Here is a 19,080-nt window from a genome sequence, read left to right as displayed (position 1 = left end):
TGGTATGCATGTTTTGTACATCCATATTGTATGTGTCCAGATAAAAGCATTCTTTAAAGTGTGTGTCCAAATAAACCATACGCATATTGCGAGTGTCCGGATAAAAGTGCATTTCTTAAAGTATCTGTCCAAATAACAAAAAAACCATGCCTAAGCATGGTTTTTTATGGTTGCCTTTTTTACTTTCGTGCCACATTCATTATACATACAGACGTATACACTATGGCCGTCACAACCTAGTTACTTGGTTAAACCCAGAGCTTCATTCATTACATGGAAGATATAATTTTGCTCTACGGCACCTTGGAAAAGATAGGCTTCAGGCCCGCGGGCAAAAATAGCAACATCTTCACCTGAGTGTGTTTCAGAGGACAGTTTCACTAGTGATTGCTGTCTGTAATCTAGATCCATCACTTCTTTTTCTGTTGGGTTAGAGCGTGCACCTTTAACCGCACCAGGGCCATTCCCATATGACAGTGTGGTATAGCGTTTACCATAATCATCTACGTTGTACTGGCCATTTTTCTTTGACAGACCGAGAATCGGGTTACCACGGTCGGCATAACCGTTCGAAATCAAGGTGTGCGCGTGGTCTGCAGTGACAATGATGAGCGTGTCTTCTGGATTGGTCTTGTCTAATGCAGCTTTGATCGCATCATCATATGCAACGGTATCAATCAATGCACGGGCTGCGTTGCCGTCATGATGAGCGTGGTCGATACGTCCGGCTTCAACCATCAGCAGATAGCCGTCTTTATTTTTGGACAGAATATCAATCGCTTTGGCTGTCATTTCTGCCACAGATGGTTCACCGTCTCTGCGATCCGCTTCATATTTCATATGGCTACTTTCAAACAGACCAAATGCTTGTTTGGTATTGCCATTCAGCGCATCAAATCCGGTTTTATCGTAAACGTACTGTGCATTCGGGTGTTTTGCCTGCCATTCAGAAATCAGGTTACGACCATCTTTACGTTTGCCTTTTTTACCCTCTGGATCAACGGTTGTTACGGGTAAGAACTCACGACGTCCACCACCGAAAACAACATCCATCCCTTTACCACCGTTGAAATTGATCAATTGTTGCGCAATGTCAATACAACCTTGGTTTTTAGCGATGTTTGGGAGTTTCGTATCGTTTTCCCAGTTACGATCAGCTGAATGAGCATACGTCGTTGCTGGCGTTGCGTGTGTAATACGCGCCGTTGAAACGACACCGACGGACAAACCTTTCTCGGCAGCCATTTCCCAGGCTGTCTTAGCTTCGTGACCGATTTGGGTATTACAGAAACCCCTTTGAACGTGATCATCGATGCTGATCACGCCTTGTTTGGTTTTCACGCCAGTAACCATCGCGCTTGCTGTACCCGCTGAATCTGGCGTTTGGGCATCGGTATTATAAGTCTTAGAAAGGGCGACATAAGGAAGCTGCTCCATAGCGAGTTGATACTCTTCACCCAGCATTCCTCGACGCTGTCCTTCATAAATTCGAGCAGCAGTGATAGTCCCAACACTCATGCCGTCACCGACAAACAGAATGACATTTTTAGCAGGTTTATTAATCGGTTGATTCGCTTTTGCTTTCGCAATCTGTTGTTGAGCCTGAACAAACCAAGCATCGTTTTTTTGCGGTGTATTGACTTGAGATGTATCACTCGTTGATGCACAACCGACAAGTGACGCCATCAGTCCACTGGCTAATAAAATATGAGTGTTTTTCACAAAAATTCTCCGTGTTTTCTTTCTTATAATATCCACTGATACCACATTAAGTTCATCTGCCTATTAACACTGAAAAACATGAATCATTTATGAATAAATCATTAAATTTTCATATGGCTGTATTTTTTATCGATTGATTCAGTATATTGAGGTTCAAGACAAATCAATCCTCAAAATAAAGCCTTGGATGCACCTATGATTGAAAGAAAAGCGGTTTGGCTGGTATTTTTTTACATCGGTTTTTTACTGTCAGGACATGTCAGTGCACAGACTCAGCAACAGTCAGTGATGACGTTGTCATGGGAAGATTTAATTCCTGAGGGAGAGCGCCATCAAGAGCCTCCGGTTCGCACGACCCCCATTGATCATGACGATGATACGCCGCCACAGTTGAAAATTGGTGGTGTTCGACATGATCTGGATGGAAAAATGGTGAGAATCCCCGGATTTGTGATTCCATTGGAGGGGGATGATAAAACCGTGACAGAATTTCTGTTGGTGCCATTTCTTGGCGCATGTATTCATGTTCCGCCCCCACCTCCGAATCAGATTATTTATGTCAAATTTGAGCATGGTGCTCCGATCCGACAACTATGGGATATTGTGTATGTGGTCGGCCGGCTTAAAACTGAAACGATGAATCTGGATTTAGGGGAAACCGGATATGTATTGTATGGGCAGGATCTTGACGATTATGAGTCCGACAATCGTGGATAAGTAAGAGGGAAAGTAAGAGGGACAGACATTGCTGCGATCGGTTTTCGTGTTTTAGAGGACAGACGCGGCAGCGGTTTTTTTACTGAAAACTGCTGGTCTAATGACCAATTTTCTATTTTCGTGATAGCGAGTTGGGACGTAGGTGACAAATCTGTATGGTGATAAAGCGGTAACGCTATGAAGCGAAGATGGTTTTGGTTATCCTAAGCCCTGAATCGGAGTTGGATGGAGGTCACGATGGCGAAGGATTGGGATGAACTCGCTACGGCTTGGGAATCTGATCAGGTGAATAGAGATCTGACAGAAAAAGTATTTGCTGAATTAACAAAGCGTATTCATTTGGAAGGCAAACACATTCTGGATTTCGGATGTGGCACTGGCTTGTTAAGTGAAATGATGTCGCCACAAGCTCGCTCAATTGTTGCATTGGACTCATCTGAGGCCATGATCGAAGAGCTCGATAAAAAAGAACTTGTTAATGTTGAGCCGGTTGTTGATGCTTTGACGAGAGGGCTCGTTGCTCAGCATCCAGCGTTTCGTAAACAGTTTGATTTAGTGGTTGCTGTCTCTGTATGTGAATTTTTACCGCATTTAGCGGAGTCTTTAGAGATTATTTATTCGCTACTCAATCAGGGAAGTACTTTTATTCACTGGGACTGGATCATTGATGATGAAGACAGAACATCTGGGCTTGGCATGATCGAGATGCAAGATGAGTTGATTCAAGCTGGTTTTGCGCAGGTGAATGTGGCTCAGGTCTTTAAGATTAAAACCAAGCAAGGGATGATGTCTGTCATGATGGGGATTGCAATTAAATAACTTATCGTTAAAACTTGACGCATTTCAATTGTCATCTCAATTTTAATTCTAGTTTTAGAAAACAGCGCATGATTCATGGCGCTGTTTTTTTATACCTTCTTTTTCTTAAGGTTTCTCTCTTAAGTTTTTCTTAAGTTTCATCTCTTATGCTGATTTCAGGTCTTCAAGAGGGTTGAATGATGCAAGCAGCTCTGCGCGATTCTTCAATGACATTAGAAATGATTGGTGAGACGCATCCCATGCGTTATCAGATTGAGAGGTATGTAGCCGAGAGATATTCATATGCATTTGATGCCAATATTGAGCAATTCATGCCACTGTTTTTAGCTTTGCTGCACGGAGAGGAAATTCAGTCAATTTGTGGTTATCGGTCTGCTTCTGAGGCCCCGTTATTTTTGGAGCAATATTTGGATTGTACGGCTGAAAAGGCCGTCTCCGAAGCTTTTGCACAGACTATCGAGCGATCTACGCTGATTGAGTTCGGGCAACTGGCTTCGTTTTCCAAAGGGGTATCACCATTTCATTTTTACCTGATTGCCCAACGCTTGGTTGAGATGGGGTATCAATGGTGTATCTGCACCGTTACCGATCCGCTTTATGCGCTGATGAAACGCTTAGGGCTAAACCCAGTCGTCGTTGCTCAAGCTGATGCTCAACGGGTCAATAACGCTGAACAGTGGGGACGTTATTACCAGCTTCGTCCCCGAATTGTTGCCGGCGATCTTCAACAAAGCTTGGCCCATTTGAAGCGTTACTGGCTAATCAAAGGGATCTGTATAGAGTGAGATATTGTCAATGAGTAAAACCATATTATCTGCGTTATTTTCCCATGCGAGTCAACGTCCGGATGCCATTGCATTTATCGGCCAGAATGCCCTCGGTGAAACGGAAACACTGACATTTCAACAACTCTCCGAACAAGTTTGCCATTATGCTGAGGTGTTCAGCAAATTGCAGTCACATTGTATTGCTATCTATGCTGAGAACAGTTTGTCTTGGCTGATTGCTGATTTAGCTGCGATGTATGCACAGATTCCTTGTGTACCACTGCCGAAATTTTTTAGTGCTGCTCAGATTGAACACGTCCTTTCTCATACGGGGACAGACACGCTTATCTATGATCAGCCTTTGCCAGAATTTGAGCCTTGCGGTGAACTGAAAGCCTGTGCCATTGGGCGGCGGTCTGGATTCGACTCTATGACTGAATCGGCGGAGCGGGTTGCAGCCGGAATTTTACCGGGGACAGTCAAAATTACGTTTACGTCGGGCTCGACCGGACAACCTAAGGGGGTGTGTTTGAGTCAGCATAACCTCGATCAGGTGACATCGAGTTTGGCGCAGGCGATGGCAAAACAAAGTGATCTGAAGAAGCATCTGGTGATGTTGCCCCTGTCCACATTACTGGAAAATGTCACTGGTGTGTATGTCCCCCTAATGCTTGGGTTGACATCCGTGGTGTTGAATGGTGCATCTGTCGGGCTGCAGGGGTCGAGTCAGTTTGTTCCGGAACAATTTGCCGGCGCTTTGATGCAATATCAGCCCAACTCTCTGGTACTGACACCGGCTCTGCTACACGCGTTGATTGCCGTAACGCGACATCTCCCCCAGCTTGCTGCATCGCTGTTGTTTGTCGCGGTCGGTGGTGCCAGAGTCACACCGCAGACTTTGGTCGAAGCCCACGGTTTAGGGTTGCCGGTATATGAAGGATATGGATTATCCGAATGTGGCTCGGTCGTGAGTCTCAATACGCCGGACGCCAACTGTCCCGGCACTGCGGGGAAAATATTACCTCATGCTGAAGTCCGTATCGCCGATGATGGTGAGATCTTGGTCAGAGGCGCTGTTGCATTAGGGTATATCAATCAACCCTTGGCCTGCGAATGGGTGGCGACCGGTGATTTAGGGGATGTTGATGGACAGGGTTTTCTCTCAGTTCAGGGCAGAAAAAAAAATCAGATTATTACAGGATTTGGCCGCAATATTTCTCCTGAGTGGATTGAGTCTGAGGGACAGCAATGGGATGCCCTGCGTAGTCTAATTGTTGTCGGTGAAGCCAAAAACCGCTTGATGGGCGTGATTCTGTCTCAGGATGTGGACAGTGTGACGGCTGCGATTACCGCGTTAAATCATCAGCTTCCTGATTATGCCCAGATTTGTCAGGTGATATTAGTCTTATCACCACAAGCGTACCGAGCTTTGCTTACGGCAAATGGGCGTCCCAAACGACACCAGATTGAAGAGCAAGTGAATGTGTGGTGCGACAATATTGAATCTTTTCAAAAGACGATAAAGCGAATTGATATTTAATCTTAACCTTGGGTGTTTAATCTTAAGTTTGGGTATTTAATCTTAACATTGATTGTGGAGTAGAACCGATGAGTGATTTTTTTAATCAACTGCAAGAAGCAACCTTGCCTGCACGTGAGGCGATGCTCTCTGCACCGATTATTGCTGCATGTGCTCAGGGTAATATTAATCTGGTTCAGTATCAGGCATTTTTGACACAGGCATACCATCATGTGAAACATACAGTGCCGTTGCTCATGGCATGTGGTGCTCGCCTCGGAGAAGAGAAAGAGTGGTTACGGGTTGCGATTGCAGAATATATTGAAGAAGAAATCGGGCACCATGAGTGGATTTTGAATGATATTCGCGCTTGCGGTGGTTCTGCTGATGACGTGCGCCATAATCAGAATGATGGTGCAGTTTGCCCCGCGATTGAATTGATGGTTGCCTATTTATATCACCAGATTGATCGCGGTAATCCCTTGGCTTTATTCGGCATGGTTTGGGTATTGGAGGGGACGAGTGTTGGTATCGGCGGGCAGGTTGCTCAACAGGTTAAGCGGACACTCAATTTACAGGATGATGCATTGACTTATCTGACTTCTCATAGTGAACTTGATCAGGAGCATATTCAGTTTTTTGCTCGCCTGATGAATCGGATCTCCGATCTGGATGAACAGCAAGTGATTATCCGTTCTGCCAACATGGTATTTCAGCTGTACGGACAAATGCTACAGACGTTAACCCAATAAATGACAACTCTATTTGTCGTCAAGGAGCAACAGGTTATGAGAGCGAGTATAAGAAACCGGATAATGACAGCGTGCTGTCTTTTGATTGGCTCATCATCGGTGTGGGCAAGTGGTGTTGATCCGCTGGCCACGATTCAGAAGAAGTGGGCTGAATGTCAGTACCAATCGAAGGATGAGGATCAGCAAATCTACTGTCTGGAAAATCTGGTTAAATTGAGTGAAAGCTCGCTTCAGAATGCCCCGGATCGCAATGATTTAAAGATCTGGCTGGCAATCAGTAAGAGCTCACTGGCAGGGGCCGACGGTGGATTAGGCGGGCTTTCTTTGGCAAAACAAGCCAAAGCCTTGCTGGAAGATGTGGTAAAAACTGCACCTGAAACACTCGATGGTTCCGCCTATGTCACTTTAGGAACGCTGTACTATAAAGTGCCGGGATGGCCGGTCGGATTTGGCGATGATGACAAGGCCGAAGAGATGCTCAAAAAAGCTTTGAAATATAATCCGAATGGGATTGACGCCAACTATTTTTATGGTGATTTTCTCGCTGAAGACGGACGAAAAGCTGAAGCGATAGACTACCTGAAACGTGCGGCTGCAGCACCACCAAGAGAAACAAGACCGCTCGCTGATCAGGGACGAATGGCAGAAATTCAGCGACGTTTGAAAGAGTTAGGTGCTCAATGAGACTATTGTTGGTCGAAGATGATGTGTTATTAGGACAGTCGATGGTGACGGCATTGAGTCGTCAGGGTTATACGGTTGACTGGCTTGAACGAGGTTCTGGTGTAGTGACTGCTCTGAAAACAGAGCAGTTTACCGCGATTATTCTTGATCTTATGCTGCCCGATATTGGTGGATTTGAGGTTTTGAAAGCGGTGCGGCGTGCCGGGTATTCACTTCCGATTATGATTTTAACCGCGCGCGATGAAATTCAAGATCGGGTGAAAGGGTTAGATGGAGGGGCTGATGATTATCTGGTGAAGCCATTTGCGTTAGAAGAGCTATTGGCTCGTTTACGTGTAATGATTCGGCGACTTTCCGGGGCAACTGATAGTCAGGTGGAAGTCGGCGATTTAGTTTTATCTCTGGATCGACAGGTGGTGTTGTACCAAGGACAGGCACTGAAGTTGACGAACAATGAGTTTAAACTGCTGGCATCGTTGATGAATCATGCTGGTCGAGTCATGAGTAAAGAGCAGTTGCAACAGTCGTTACACGGGTGGGATGAAGGCAGTAGTGATAACGCGATTGAAGTTCATATCCATAATTTGCGGAAAAAAGTCCCGGGGAATGTGATCAAAAATATTCGTGGTGTAGGATATATCATTGAAAAATAATAAAAAAATGTATTCTATAAAAAAGCGCATTACGTTGTCGATGATTGCGCTTTCTTCGGTGTTTATTCTTATTTCTTTGTTTTTCAGTTATAGCTCATCCCACCATGAAATTCTGGAAGTCTATGATGCAAGGTTAGGACAGACGGCTAAAATTTTCTTATTAAGTCTGCCGGACTCCGGCACGCTCCGGATGAATTCTGAAAGTGTCAGGCAGTTAGATAGCTGGATGCAAGATATCCGGGATGCGCATAGTGATGATAAAGCAACGGCTTATGGCCATCCTTATGAACAGAAATTACTGATCCAGTTGTATCGGGACGGCAAAGTCGTCTGGGGATCGCATTTACGTCATCATGTGATTGTCCATGACCCAACTTATTCCGGGTTTGGTTATGTTGAGATCGCAGGTAAGCAGTGGCGGTATTTCCAACTGCCTTTAAAACGCGATCATTCTCAGCACTCGGAGTACATTATTGTTGCCGAGCAGCAGGCCGTTCGTAATGAAATGATTACCGAGCTGGCATTTTCTACATTGGTGCCGCAGTTGGTCCTGATCCCCTGTTTAGCGTTGGTGCTGTACTTTTTGATTGATCGCCACTTTGCACCGATTACGGAATTACAGCAGGCTATTTCCCGGCGGAGTGTCAGTAAGCTCGATTCTGTGACGGTCGGGCTTGATACCACCGAATTATCATCACTGGTGACAACCCTAAATCGATTGCTGGCTGAACTGGATAGCGCGTGGAAGCGTGAAAAACGTTTTACCGGTATGGCTGCTCATGAGTTAAAAACCCCGTTAGCCGTATTGCGGCTGAATGCGGAAAACGCATTAAACAGTGAGCGGGAAGAAGATTTACATACTGATTTGCACAATATTTTGCGCGGGATTGAACGGTCAGATCGTCTAATCCAACAGTTGCTCACTTTAGCCCGGGTTGAAAACATTCACAGCATGGAACGGGTGGAGATCGATTTAAAACGCTTGGTTCAATATGTCATGGGAGAGCTTGCACCGTTGGCATTACGCAATAAACAGGAGATGTCATTGATTGGCGATGATTGCCAAATCCCCGGAGATGAATCATTACTGGGCATTCTCCTGAGTAACTTGATTGATAATGCCATTCGTTATGCTGGCGAAGGACAACAGATTACCGTCATGCTGAAAGATTTGCCGGATAGGGTGCAGGTGTATGTTTCCGATACCGGTGAAGATCTGACCGCTGAAGCACGTGAAAAATTGTTTGAAAGTTTTTACCGTTCGAACCGGGAAAGAGGGGACGGTGCCGGATTGGGGCTTTCGATCACCAGAGACATCGTCAAACTCCATTATGGAACGGTTGAGCTCCTTCCCCGAGAGCATCAGGCCAATACATTTTTGGTGTCATTAATGAAAAACCAGCACGAGCTTTAGTCTTCTTTGTTGAAAGAAAATTTGTTGAAAGCAAAAGAAGTAGAGACGGAATAACATAAGGAATATTGGGTATGGACTTGAAGCATAAACGTGTTTTGTTGACGGGAGCCTCAGGCGGTATTGGTCAGGCGATAGCGACTGAGCTGGCATCTGCGGGTGCGTACCTGTTCTTGATCGGACGAAATCACGACAAATTAGAAGCCGTCAGAGCCAGTCTTCCTGAGCCGGAAAAACATGTTGTATTTTCTGCTGATCTCACTTGCGAAGCCGATCTGGAACGCGTCAATCAACAGTGCAATCAGTTGAACGAGTCTGGTGAGGGTATTGATATTGTGATTAATAACGCCGGTGTCAATGAATTTAACCTTCTCACCAATCGTACGGCCGCATCCGTACAACAAGAACTGCATGTCAATTTCTTAGCACCGATGCTAGTCAGCCAGATGGCACTGAATTGGTTGAATCGCCCGGGAATTATTTTGAATATCGGCTCGGCATTCGGGGGCATCGGTTATCCGGGGTATACGGTTTATTGCGGTGCTAAAGCGGGAATGTACCGTTTTAGTGAAGCGCTGGACCGGGAATTGGATGGTTCTGGAATTCGGGTACTGTATGTTGCGCCTCGGGCAACAGATACGGATCTGAATTCGCCGTTGGTAAAACAGATGAATCAGGAACTCGGAAACCGCAGTGATCCACCACAAGTGGTTGCCAGACAGGTGATTGAGTCTTTAACACATGAAACTGCATCTTGTTGGATTGGCTGGCCGGAAAAGTTGTTCGTACGGGTGAACCAGATTTTCCCAGCGGTTGTTGCTCAGTCTATTCGTCGCCAGCAAGCGAAGATCCATCATTTTATTGGTTTGATTCATTCAGAAAAGTAATGAAAAAAATACACAAGAAGTCTTAAATGAATGAATTGATATGAATTGCACACAATGTCACAATTGTTTTTTGTTTGGTGACATTTTTTTGATTTAATTCACATATTTTTTGTAAGAAGTCACGTTTAATAACACAACTGCTTGAGCAAGATTAAAGCTGATAACGTCAGTTGCAAGTACCAGTAACAAGCGCGGTGACTAGCAACGCTGGCTGAAACAAAAAAATATAATAAAGCATAAATAAGGGCCTGTCTGATGAGACAGGCCCTTATTTATTTTATCGCATCTGATTTAGCGGATTACTTGCTATGTTCCGGCTGAGACCATATTCCCTGATTCTCTTGCCAGTAGGTACGGTGATAGTTCTCGCCTGAATCTTGCCAAAAACCGAGCGGCTGGTTGGGAAAACTATTGGTACATCGTAGATTTTGGCCCTCAATCAAAACATGACATCCCAGGGCCGGAGTCATCATGTAGTGTCTGTCCACATAAGCCATAGGGTGGCCGATTAAAAAAGAACCGGCGATATCTTCTTCCTGAGACGCTGGGATTACCGATATATCGGTTTGAATATAGGAATAGATATATTCGAACAGGTGTGGGTAGTTGATCGGGCCGCTGACAATTAGTGTCTGTAAAGACTGCATCGGATAGAAATGCCCCGGAGAAAATACGGCTTCCCTTAAAGAATCCAGATAGACGGAAGAGACATGCATGCTGTTACTTTTTGATTCTTCCGCCAGAGACCATAGTGCATTCATATTGGGGAATAGCGGGGCTCCATCGTAAAATACGAGGGTTGCGCCGCTGGCAAGTGCTGATGTATGCCAGAGCAAGGCGGTGCTACTGCATGAACAATGACTGAGCAGGCGGGTGCCGGGCTGAATATTACAATGAAGTTGATGTTCTTTTAAATGATTGAGAATTGTCCCGCCGATACGATGGACGATCCGTTCGTTCTGACCTGAAGGCAGCCGGTGGTGATGAATGAAGAGCGGATCGTTAAATCCGATCCGTTCATAATTGATCCCTCTGGAGATATAGCTGGCCAGAATTGCCTGCCAGTCTGAAAACGTATCAACATAGTTGGATGAAAACTGCGGTGTTTGTAGGTATTCGATCTGACATGTATTGTTCAAAGTCGTCAGATGATCAACCAGTTTCCGATTACTCTCCTCGGTATTGATTGTCGCTCCGGCCCGGTTATATCCATTGCTACAGAATAATACTTTGGGCTGTAGTGGTTGAAAACACGCCATAGCCGTTTGAATATCCGTATCTTCAGGGGCAAGGGACGACCAGATTGCCCCCAGACTAGTAACGGCCAGCAGAGCGACAATGGTTTCAGGTATGTGGGGGAGGTAAGCAACCACAACGTCACCCCGCTCGACACCATTTTGAGTCAGCCATTGCTGGACAAGCGACACTTGATCACACAGTTGTTGCCAAGTGAGTGTTTTTGTCTGACCGTTTTCATTTTTAAACCAGAGTGCAATTGCATCTGGCTCCTGAAATGCGTAGGAGAGTAAATTTTCCGCATAATTGAGTTGTGCCTGAGGAAACCAGATCGTATCCCGAGCCGCAATAAACTGATCCCATTTGGCAACGGCTTCACCGAAGACGCAGTCTCCGCGAAATCCAATGACGTCACAGTATTGCCAGATTTCCAGCCAGAATTGTTTACTGTTGGTGACTGACCACTGCTGGAGTTGGTCAAAACCTTCCAGCGCTTCGCCCTGCATATTGATGTGCTGAATAAATTGGTAAAGGTTTGATGAACGAACAGATTCTGGACTTGGTGTCCATAATTGAGCATCGTTTGCCATAGCTATATCTCGTTGTCGTATTCAGCGTTGCCGTGTACAGATCAGTGAATCGGCGGCACTGCTGGATCAATAGAATCTTTCTGATGAGCACGTCCATACCCAGAAACATCATCTGAAGATACATATCTAAAGTCTTGTAAGATTTGGTGAAAACGTCAAATGAGAAAATGTTATTGGATGAGAAAAATCGCGAATAAAGTGAGATATCTGACAAAATTTAGCTAAAAAAATAGCCAGTCACAATTTACGTGGCTGGCTGTAATTTATTGTGAACAAATATTCATTCACTAACAACGTCAGTTGGCTAGGTGACCCTCGGCTTAAGAAGGGTCAATGTAAATAAAGCATGAAGTGTGCCAACTACAAAAAACCATTTTTTTGTGCGTTTTTTAGGCAAAATGAGTCATATGAGCTTTGTTTTTTGCATATTGAAAATGCAAAATGCAAAGATAAGACAAAATGCTAGTGATACCATTGTCATATCACTGTTAAATAAGCGTCATAAAAAGGAAAAGATATTTTATTATACATCTAAATATTCGAGGTCTTATAGTATGTTAAAAAGCCTTAAATTTTATCTTAAAAAATCAATAATTTAGTGTAAATGTTATAATTTTGGTTTAAATTTTAGCTTGAAATGTGCGGAATTAATGTGTTAGTGTTTTAGGAAATTAATTAGAGTTCAAAATATTAGGCATTGTCATGATCACCAACACACCATGGTCAGAAATGGCTAGAGCTACACTAGAGCGAAATCATTCGCAGTGGATTTTTAGAACCCCCGTTCGTTCAGATGGTCAGCGGATTCACGAATTAGTGAGTTTATGCCCACCATTGGATGAAAACTCTGCATATTGTAATTTTTTACAGTCAATTCATTTCCAAAAGACGTGTATTCTTGCTGAGCAGCAAGATGATATTTTGGGATTCATTTCTGCTTATCGTAAACCGGACAAGCCTTCGGAGCTGTTTATCTGGCAGGTTGCCGTCCATCCTGATGCACGAGGAAAAGGTTTAGCATTCGATATGTTAGAGCAGCTGATTTCTCAGGAGAATCTACAAGATATCACAGCCATCGAGACCACGATTACCAGAGATAATCAGGGTTCTTGGAACCTATTTAAGAAATTCGACCGTGCAAATGGTCTACAAGGGCAGGTTTCAACGTTTCTTGATGAGACACGACATTTCGATGGACAGCATGAAACGGAATATCTTTATCATATTCCGCTGAAGTCAACACCACAAACGTAGTGACGATTAAACGTAAGTATTCACTGAAGTGACAAGTACACTCCAGCGACTGCTGTCGTCTGTTTGCCCAATTTACCCAATCCATACATAGAAATTCAAACAAAGGAAATTTATTCAATTATGAATATTTTCAACGAGAAAGAGTCAAACGTACAATCGTATGCCAATCACTTCCCAGTCGTATTTGCGACGGCAAAAGGGAGCTGCCTGTATTCCGAACGTGGTGACCGCTATCTTGATTTTTTATCCGGTGCCGGTGCATTAAATTACGGCCATAACAATGCCATTCTGAAACAGGCACTGTTGGATTATATCGACAAAGATGGTGTGACGCATGGCTTGGATATGTATTCCGAGGCGAAAGCTGAATTTTTACAAGCGCTTGAGCACCATATTTTCCGGCCTCGTATGCTGGATTATAAAGTCCAGTTCACCGGACCAACGGGTACCAACGCAGTGGAGGCCGCATTAAAACTGGCCCGGAAAGTTACCGGCCGGAGTAATGTCATTGCATTTACCAATGGTTTCCACGGTTGTTCATACGGAGCACTTGCTGCGACGGGTAACCAGCATCACCGCGGTGCGGCAGGACTACAGTTACATGGCATTCAACGTCTGCCTTATGACGGATATGCAGGACAAGACGGCCTGAAATTGTTTGAAACCATGTTGACCGATGGTTCTTCAGGCATGGATAAACCGGCAGCTGTATTGGTGGAAACCGTACAGGGGGAAGGCGGATTAAATGCTGCTTCTGAAAGTTGGTTACAACGATTGAACACTCTCTGTAAACGACACAAAATTTTGTTGATTGTCGATGATATTCAGGCGGGTTGTGGTCGTACCGGGACTTTCTTTAGTTTTGAACCTGCGGGTATTACACCCGATATTGTGACGCTATCGAAATCGATCGGTGGTTACGGTCTGCCGATGTCACTGGTACTGATGAAACCTGAGCTGGATGTTTGGGAATCTGGTGAACATAACGGGACATTCCGTGGTAATAACCATGCGTTTGTGACGGCAACAAAAGCCATTGAAACCTACTGGACCAACCATGACCTTGAGCATCACATTGGTGAGTGTGCCCAGGAGGTGACAAACGTTATCGAGAAAATGCGCCGTCGTTATCCTGAGCTATTTTCACGCCTGAAAGGTCGTGGTCTGATGCAGGGGGTCGAGTGTATTTCTGGTGAAGTTGCCGAGAAAATTGCACGTGAGTGTTTCAACCGCGGCATGATCATTGAAACCGCCGGTCCTGATGGTGAAGTATTGAAATTCTTCTGTCCATTGACGATCAGCTCTGACGAACTGAAAGAAGGACTGGATATCTTCCAGTGTGCAACAGAGACCATCGCTCCTCAATACATTAAAAAAGCATCTTAAGGATAAGGGATTATTATGATTGTCAGAACATTAAAAGAGTGTATTCAAAGTGAACGTCGTGTGGTATCGGAAAACTGGGAAAGCGTCCGCATGTTATTGAAAGATGACAATATGGGCTTCTCATTTCATATTACGACGATTTATCAGGATACTGAGACTCATATTCACTATAAAAATCACCTTGAATCCGTCTACTGCGTCTCCGGCAGTGGCGAGATCGAAGTTGTCGGTGGCAAAACATACCCGATTGAGCCGGGAACACTGTACATCTTAGACCAGCATGACGAGCATTATCTACGGGCTTATCCCGGACAGAACATGGTGATGGCTTGTGTCTTCAACCCGCCTTTGAATGGGCAAGAAGTCCACGATGCCTCCGGTGTTTATCCACTGAGTTAAGTCGTCGCTTCAAAGCTTATTGTGATGTTGGAGGAATGTATCTATCCGGACAGTCCGAAGACTGTCCGGTCATAACAAGGAGAAAACATGTCATTCACCGTAGAGAAAATCGGCGGTACATCAATGACTGCATTTGATGCAGTGATGGAAAATATCCTGCTACGGCCGGAAAACCCTTACCAACGTATTTTTGTTGTTTCTGCTTATTCAGGCATCACGGATGCGTTATTGGAATGTAAAAAAACCGGTCAGCCCGGTATTTATCAGTTAATTGCCCAACGTAGTGAAACGTGGCAGGAAAAGATGGAAGCGTTAGAGCAACGGATGATGCTCATCAATCAGAATATTTTTGCTGATCCGATGTCTCGTCTCCGTGCCGATAAGTTTATTCGCTCCCGTTTGTCTGAAGCGAAGAACTGTATCCGTAATATCATGGATACATGTCAGCATGGCCAGTTTTCCCTGAGCCGTTACCTGCCGCAGATTCGAGAATTTCTGTCTTCGTTGGGAGAAGCACACAGTGCTTACAATACCGTCTTGAAACTGAAGCATTCCGGTATCAACTCCCGGTTTATCGATTTATCTGGCTGGAATGAAGATCACCACGGTAGTTTGGATGACGTCATTCGTCAGGCATTTAAAGACGTTGATGTGACATGTGAATTACCAATTGTGACTGGCTACGCATATTGCGATGAAGGCCTGATGAAAACGTATGATCGAGGCTACAGTGAGATGACGTTCAGTCGAATTGCTGCGATTACGGGCGCTGATCAGGCTATTATCCATAAAGAGTATCATCTGAGTACGGCTGATCCGGGTATTGTGGGCGCAGATGCTGTACGTCCGATGGGAGAGACGAACTTTGATGTTGCTGATCAGCTTGCCAACCTTGGTATGGAAGCGATTCACCCCAATGCTGCGACGGGACTGCGTCAGAAAGATATTCCATTGATCGTGAAAAACACCTTTGAACCGGAACATACCGGAACACGGATTTCAGGTGATCATGATCCGGATAACCATCGGGTGGAAATTATTGCCGGACGCGATAAAGTGTTTGCGCTGCATTTATTTGATCAGTCGATGGTTGGATTGGTGGATACCGTCAGTTATGAAATGGCCGAAATGATTGCAGAAGCGAAAGTCGATCTGATCGGCAAAGAGATGAACGCCAACTCGATGACTTACTATTTACACGGACAAAGTGATAGTTTGAATCGTCTGCTGGCAAGCGTCGAACAGCGTTATCCGGCGGCATCTGTTTCTGGCAAAATGGTGGCGTTAATTTCAGCGATCGGTGCTTCAATGGATACCTGTGAAGTGCTGGCAAATGGGATGCTTGCATTGAATCAGGGCAATATTCAACCGATGGCTGTGCTTTCATCACTCCGAAATGTGAACGTTCAGTTCTGTATCGAAGATAAACATTATCATCAGGCGATTTGTTTACTGCATGAAATGTTGATTGAAGGGAACTGCCCGAAAAAGAATTCGAGTAGCTATGCTGCTTAATTAAGATTTCATTAGATCTTAAACATACTGAAACCGGATGATCGAAACTGTCATCCGGTTTTTTTATGTGTGGGGGAAATCGGTTTTGTAGATAAATATAAAAATAAATGTGAATGAATAATTAATTATTATCTTATGAATTGTGAATATAAGATTCATTATATCACTCTGAACAGATAAGCGCTTTCCAGTAATTCGGGTTTGGATAAAATATAATCTGAAAGAATTTATTACAATTATTTAAATTGAATTTATAGTGAGGGTGTGATAACCGGAAAATATTTTTTCAGAGAGTGATAAGATTTATTCTTTATTTGATGGTTTTCATCGAATGATGTCAATCAAGTGATCGGTATGAAAATGGATAAATTTTAATAAAGTGGTGTATATAAAAGATCAAATCTAAAACAGGGTGCTGATTTCGCCAACCGAATGAAAATATTTTAATTTTGAAGTTTGTCTGGTTTTTCGGGGAAAAAATGTTGCACAATTTAGGTGCAATTGGTCTTGGAACATCATGATAAGCCTGATGTATTGAATATATCGGCTGATGCATATGTTTGGCATATATTTACGGACAATGATGAATAAGGACATTACCTTTATCTATATTCTACATATTTTTCGTTTCAGAACGAAACTAATTGCGATAAAGATTATAGAAATGAATTAAAAGGTAAATGAAATGAATAAAAAATATCTATCCAAAACGATGGCTGCGTTGATGCTCTGTACCTCTTTTGTTGCTTTTGCAAACGCGGATAAACCGACCGTCAAAATTTACGCAACTGGAGGAACGATTGCGGGAAGTTCTGAATCAAATATGGATACAACAGACTATCAGGCCGGAAAGATTGGTGTCGACCTGTTAATTTCTGCTGTACCTGAATTAAAAGATTTTGCTCATGTAGTGGGTGAGCAAATCGCAAACACAGACAGTAATAATATTAATCAGAATATTTTATTGAAACTGAGTAGAGCCATTAATCTGCAACTGGCTGATGCTAAAACCAGTGGTGTTGTGGTGACTCATGGGACGGATACCCTCGAGGAAACCGCGTTTTTCCTTGATTTGACGGTGAAAAGCGACAAACCGGTTGTCATCGTTGGTGCAATGCGTCCGGCGACTGCGATTAGTGCTGACGGGGGTATGAACTTGTTAGAAGCTGTCCGATTGGCGTCAGACGATGATGCGAAACATCGTGGTGCAATGGTTGTGCTGAATGACCGGATCGGCTCTGCATTTTATACGACCAAAACCAATTCAACGATGCTGGATACATTCAAAGCAACAGAACAAGGGTATCTGGGTGCATTCTTAAGTGGTGAACCGCATTTCTACTATGAACCAACCAAGCCAGTTGATAAGCCTTATTTCGATATTAGTCATGTCAAACAATTGCCAAAAGTGAAAATCCTGTATAGCTATCAGGATCAAGATCCGGCGTTGCTCCATGCTGCAATCAAAGACGGTGCGAAAGGGATTGTGATTGCCGGAACCGGCAACGGATCGCTGTCAGATGTGATGCTTGAAGCGGTACAAGAAACGATGGATAAAGGGATTCCGGTGGTGCGCTCAACTCGTACTGGTAATGGATTCGTGACGCCAAAACAAGAGGGCATTGGCTCTGGGGTTTATAATCCTCAGAAGGCAAAAGTTCTTCTGTCTCTGGCGTTAGCTCATGGTGACAATTTGCAAACTATCCGAAATTACTTCGAAAACTAATTTTTGCCGATACCGATCGATAAGGGGCTACGGCCCCTTTTTAGTGTCTGTCCTTTCTTTACCGGGACAGACACTTTTAGCCTGTTGTCTAAGCTTACCTATTTAACGGGACAGATTGACGGGACAGACATGTTAGCCGCTGTATTGTCCTGAAAGGACAGTCACCGGAACTATCATTTGAATCCTAACCGAACGACTTCTTCATCCACCTTGACAGGACAGTCATCTTAACCATTCAGTAATGGATCTCACGGATCGGTTTTTTTTCCTCAGGGAATTTGTCTGATTTCTTTATCGTTGGCTATATTGTCCAATATCTAGGCAATAATTGTGATAAGGACTCCGAATATGATTCGTCATTTGTCATCGATATTTTTTACCGTACTGCTGTCATTGATTTCACTACTACCACTAACGTCTGTCCACGCTGAAGGTGCGCCTGAGAGTTTGAAAGAATTGATTCCTCAGTTGGAAAGTTGGGGGAAAGATCCGGTTCTGGTTGAGGCAGTAACAGCACAAAATGCTCAGGACGTCTCTTTGGATGACATCAAAAAAAGGGATGAGACATGGAGAAACACATCAGATGTTGATGATTTTATGTCGTCTATCATGAGTAATAAAGCGGCGCAAAGGTTGCTGGAACTTGAAAAGAGTATGCCTTTCCTTGTTGAGCTTTTCCTGATGGATAATCAAGGTGCTAATGTTGCTATGAGCAACAAGACCTCTGACTATTGGCAGGGAGATGAAGCGAAGTTCATTCAGTCATTCAATGGTGGTCAAGGTAAAACCTATATTGGCGAAGTGGAATATGATGACAGCGTTCTGAGTTATCTGGTTCAGGTTTCTGTCCCCGTCATTGATGCTCAGGGGAAAACGATAGGAGCGCTTACCATCGGGATTAATCTTGATGAGTATGAAGATCAGTAAATGATCATCTTATATTTCGTCATCAAGCAGGTCATCTGCTCTTACCAATAATAATCATAATCATCAGACAAGCAACAGTCAGTAGCACCTCTCTTGTCCATTATCAGGGCAGGTGA

Annotated in this window: 17 protein-coding genes; 15 read left to right on the top strand and 2 right to left on the bottom strand. The window is 44.0% G+C overall.

Annotated features, from left to right (window positions below; genetic code table 11):
- Nucleotides 1–240 precede the first annotated feature (240 nt).
- Nucleotides 241–1,722 carry an alkaline phosphatase gene (locus tag OCV37_RS19345; protein WP_038177728.1) on the bottom strand — a complete coding sequence of 494 codons (1,482 nt, stop codon included), beginning with the start codon at nt 1,720–1,722 and terminating at the stop codon, nt 241–243.
- A gap of 195 nt (nt 1,723–1,917) precedes the next feature.
- Here OCV37_RS19345 and OCV37_RS19340 point away from each other — a divergent pair, with 195 nt between their 5' ends.
- The 9 genes from OCV37_RS19340 (at nt 1,918) to OCV37_RS19300 (ending at nt 9,931) form a co-directional block, all read left to right on the top strand.
- Complete coding sequence (locus OCV37_RS19340; RefSeq protein WP_084717366.1) at nt 1,918–2,439, top strand: DUF3299 domain-containing protein; 522 nt, start codon at nt 1,918–1,920, stop codon at nt 2,437–2,439.
- 237 nt (nt 2,440–2,676) lie between these two features.
- Nucleotides 2,677–3,258, top strand: coding sequence for a class I SAM-dependent DNA methyltransferase (locus tag OCV37_RS19335; RefSeq protein WP_038177729.1), 582 nt, complete (start codon nt 2,677–2,679; stop codon nt 3,256–3,258).
- Nucleotides 3,259–3,437: 179 nt separating this feature from the next.
- Entirely contained in the window at nt 3,438–4,043 is a 606-nt protein-coding gene (locus tag OCV37_RS19330) for a thermostable hemolysin (protein ID WP_038177969.1), read from the top strand.
- Nucleotides 4,044–4,053: 10 nt separating this feature from the next.
- Complete coding sequence (locus OCV37_RS19325; protein WP_051680190.1) at nt 4,054–5,565, top strand: AMP-binding protein; 1,512 nt, start codon at nt 4,054–4,056, stop codon at nt 5,563–5,565.
- Nucleotides 5,566–5,633: 68 nt separating this feature from the next.
- The gene (locus tag OCV37_RS19320) at nt 5,634–6,296 is read left to right on the top strand and encodes a TenA family transcriptional regulator (protein WP_038177730.1); all 663 of its coding nucleotides are present in this window, start codon (nt 5,634–5,636) and stop codon (nt 6,294–6,296) included.
- Nucleotides 6,297–6,332: 36 nt separating this feature from the next.
- Nucleotides 6,333–6,980 carry a tetratricopeptide repeat protein gene (locus OCV37_RS19315; RefSeq protein ID WP_084717367.1) on the top strand — a complete coding sequence of 216 codons (648 nt, stop codon included), beginning with the start codon at nt 6,333–6,335 and terminating at the stop codon, nt 6,978–6,980.
- Complete coding sequence (locus OCV37_RS19310) at nt 6,977–7,633, top strand: response regulator (protein WP_038177733.1); 657 nt, start codon at nt 6,977–6,979, stop codon at nt 7,631–7,633. The genes OCV37_RS19315 and OCV37_RS19310 overlap by 4 nt, the downstream gene beginning before the upstream one ends.
- Nucleotides 7,623–9,047 (top strand): sensor histidine kinase, encoded by a 1,425-nt coding sequence (locus tag OCV37_RS19305; protein WP_038177735.1) that lies wholly within the window; start codon nt 7,623–7,625, stop codon nt 9,045–9,047. The genes OCV37_RS19310 and OCV37_RS19305 overlap by 11 nt, the downstream gene beginning before the upstream one ends.
- Before the next feature lie 71 nt (nt 9,048–9,118).
- On the top strand, nt 9,119–9,931 hold the full coding sequence (locus OCV37_RS19300) for an SDR family oxidoreductase (RefSeq protein WP_038177736.1): 813 nt from the start codon (nt 9,119–9,121) through the stop codon (nt 9,929–9,931).
- A gap of 299 nt (nt 9,932–10,230) precedes the next feature.
- Here OCV37_RS19300 and OCV37_RS19295 read toward each other — a convergent pair whose 3' ends face one another.
- Nucleotides 10,231–11,757 (bottom strand): AMP-binding protein, encoded by a 1,527-nt coding sequence (locus OCV37_RS19295; protein WP_051680192.1) that lies wholly within the window; start codon nt 11,755–11,757, stop codon nt 10,231–10,233.
- A gap of 702 nt (nt 11,758–12,459) precedes the next feature.
- Here OCV37_RS19295 and ectA point away from each other — a divergent pair.
- From ectA to OCV37_RS19265, 6 genes are all read left to right on the top strand, one after another.
- Complete coding sequence (ectA, locus tag OCV37_RS19290) at nt 12,460–13,011, top strand: diaminobutyrate acetyltransferase (RefSeq protein WP_038177739.1); 552 nt, start codon at nt 12,460–12,462, stop codon at nt 13,009–13,011.
- 120 nt (nt 13,012–13,131) lie between these two features.
- Nucleotides 13,132–14,397 (top strand): diaminobutyrate--2-oxoglutarate transaminase, encoded by a 1,266-nt coding sequence (gene ectB, locus OCV37_RS19285; protein WP_038177740.1) that lies wholly within the window; start codon nt 13,132–13,134, stop codon nt 14,395–14,397.
- A 15-nt stretch (nt 14,398–14,412) separates the two neighbouring features.
- A complete protein-coding gene (locus OCV37_RS19280; RefSeq protein ID WP_038177741.1) occupies nt 14,413–14,796 on the top strand; it encodes an ectoine synthase in 384 nt (127 codons plus the stop codon).
- Between the two features lie 87 nt (nt 14,797–14,883).
- Entirely contained in the window at nt 14,884–16,311 is a 1,428-nt protein-coding gene (locus OCV37_RS19275) for an aspartate kinase (protein WP_038177743.1), read from the top strand.
- A gap of 685 nt (nt 16,312–16,996) precedes the next feature.
- Nucleotides 16,997–18,037: a type II asparaginase gene (locus OCV37_RS19270; protein WP_038177744.1), complete on the top strand. Its 1,041-nt coding sequence runs from the start codon at nt 16,997–16,999 to the stop codon at nt 18,035–18,037.
- 348 nt (nt 18,038–18,385) lie between these two features.
- On the top strand, nt 18,386–18,964 hold the full coding sequence (locus tag OCV37_RS19265; protein ID WP_211252015.1) for a PDC sensor domain-containing protein: 579 nt from the start codon (nt 18,386–18,388) through the stop codon (nt 18,962–18,964).
- Nucleotides 18,965–19,080: the final 116 nt, after the last annotated feature.

Origin of the sequence: Vibrio rhizosphaerae, from assembly GCF_024347095.1 — a bacterium.
GTDB classification, from domain to species: domain Bacteria; phylum Pseudomonadota; class Gammaproteobacteria; order Enterobacterales; family Vibrionaceae; genus Vibrio; species Vibrio rhizosphaerae.
This window is presented reverse-complemented; position numbering and strand designations above follow the sequence as displayed.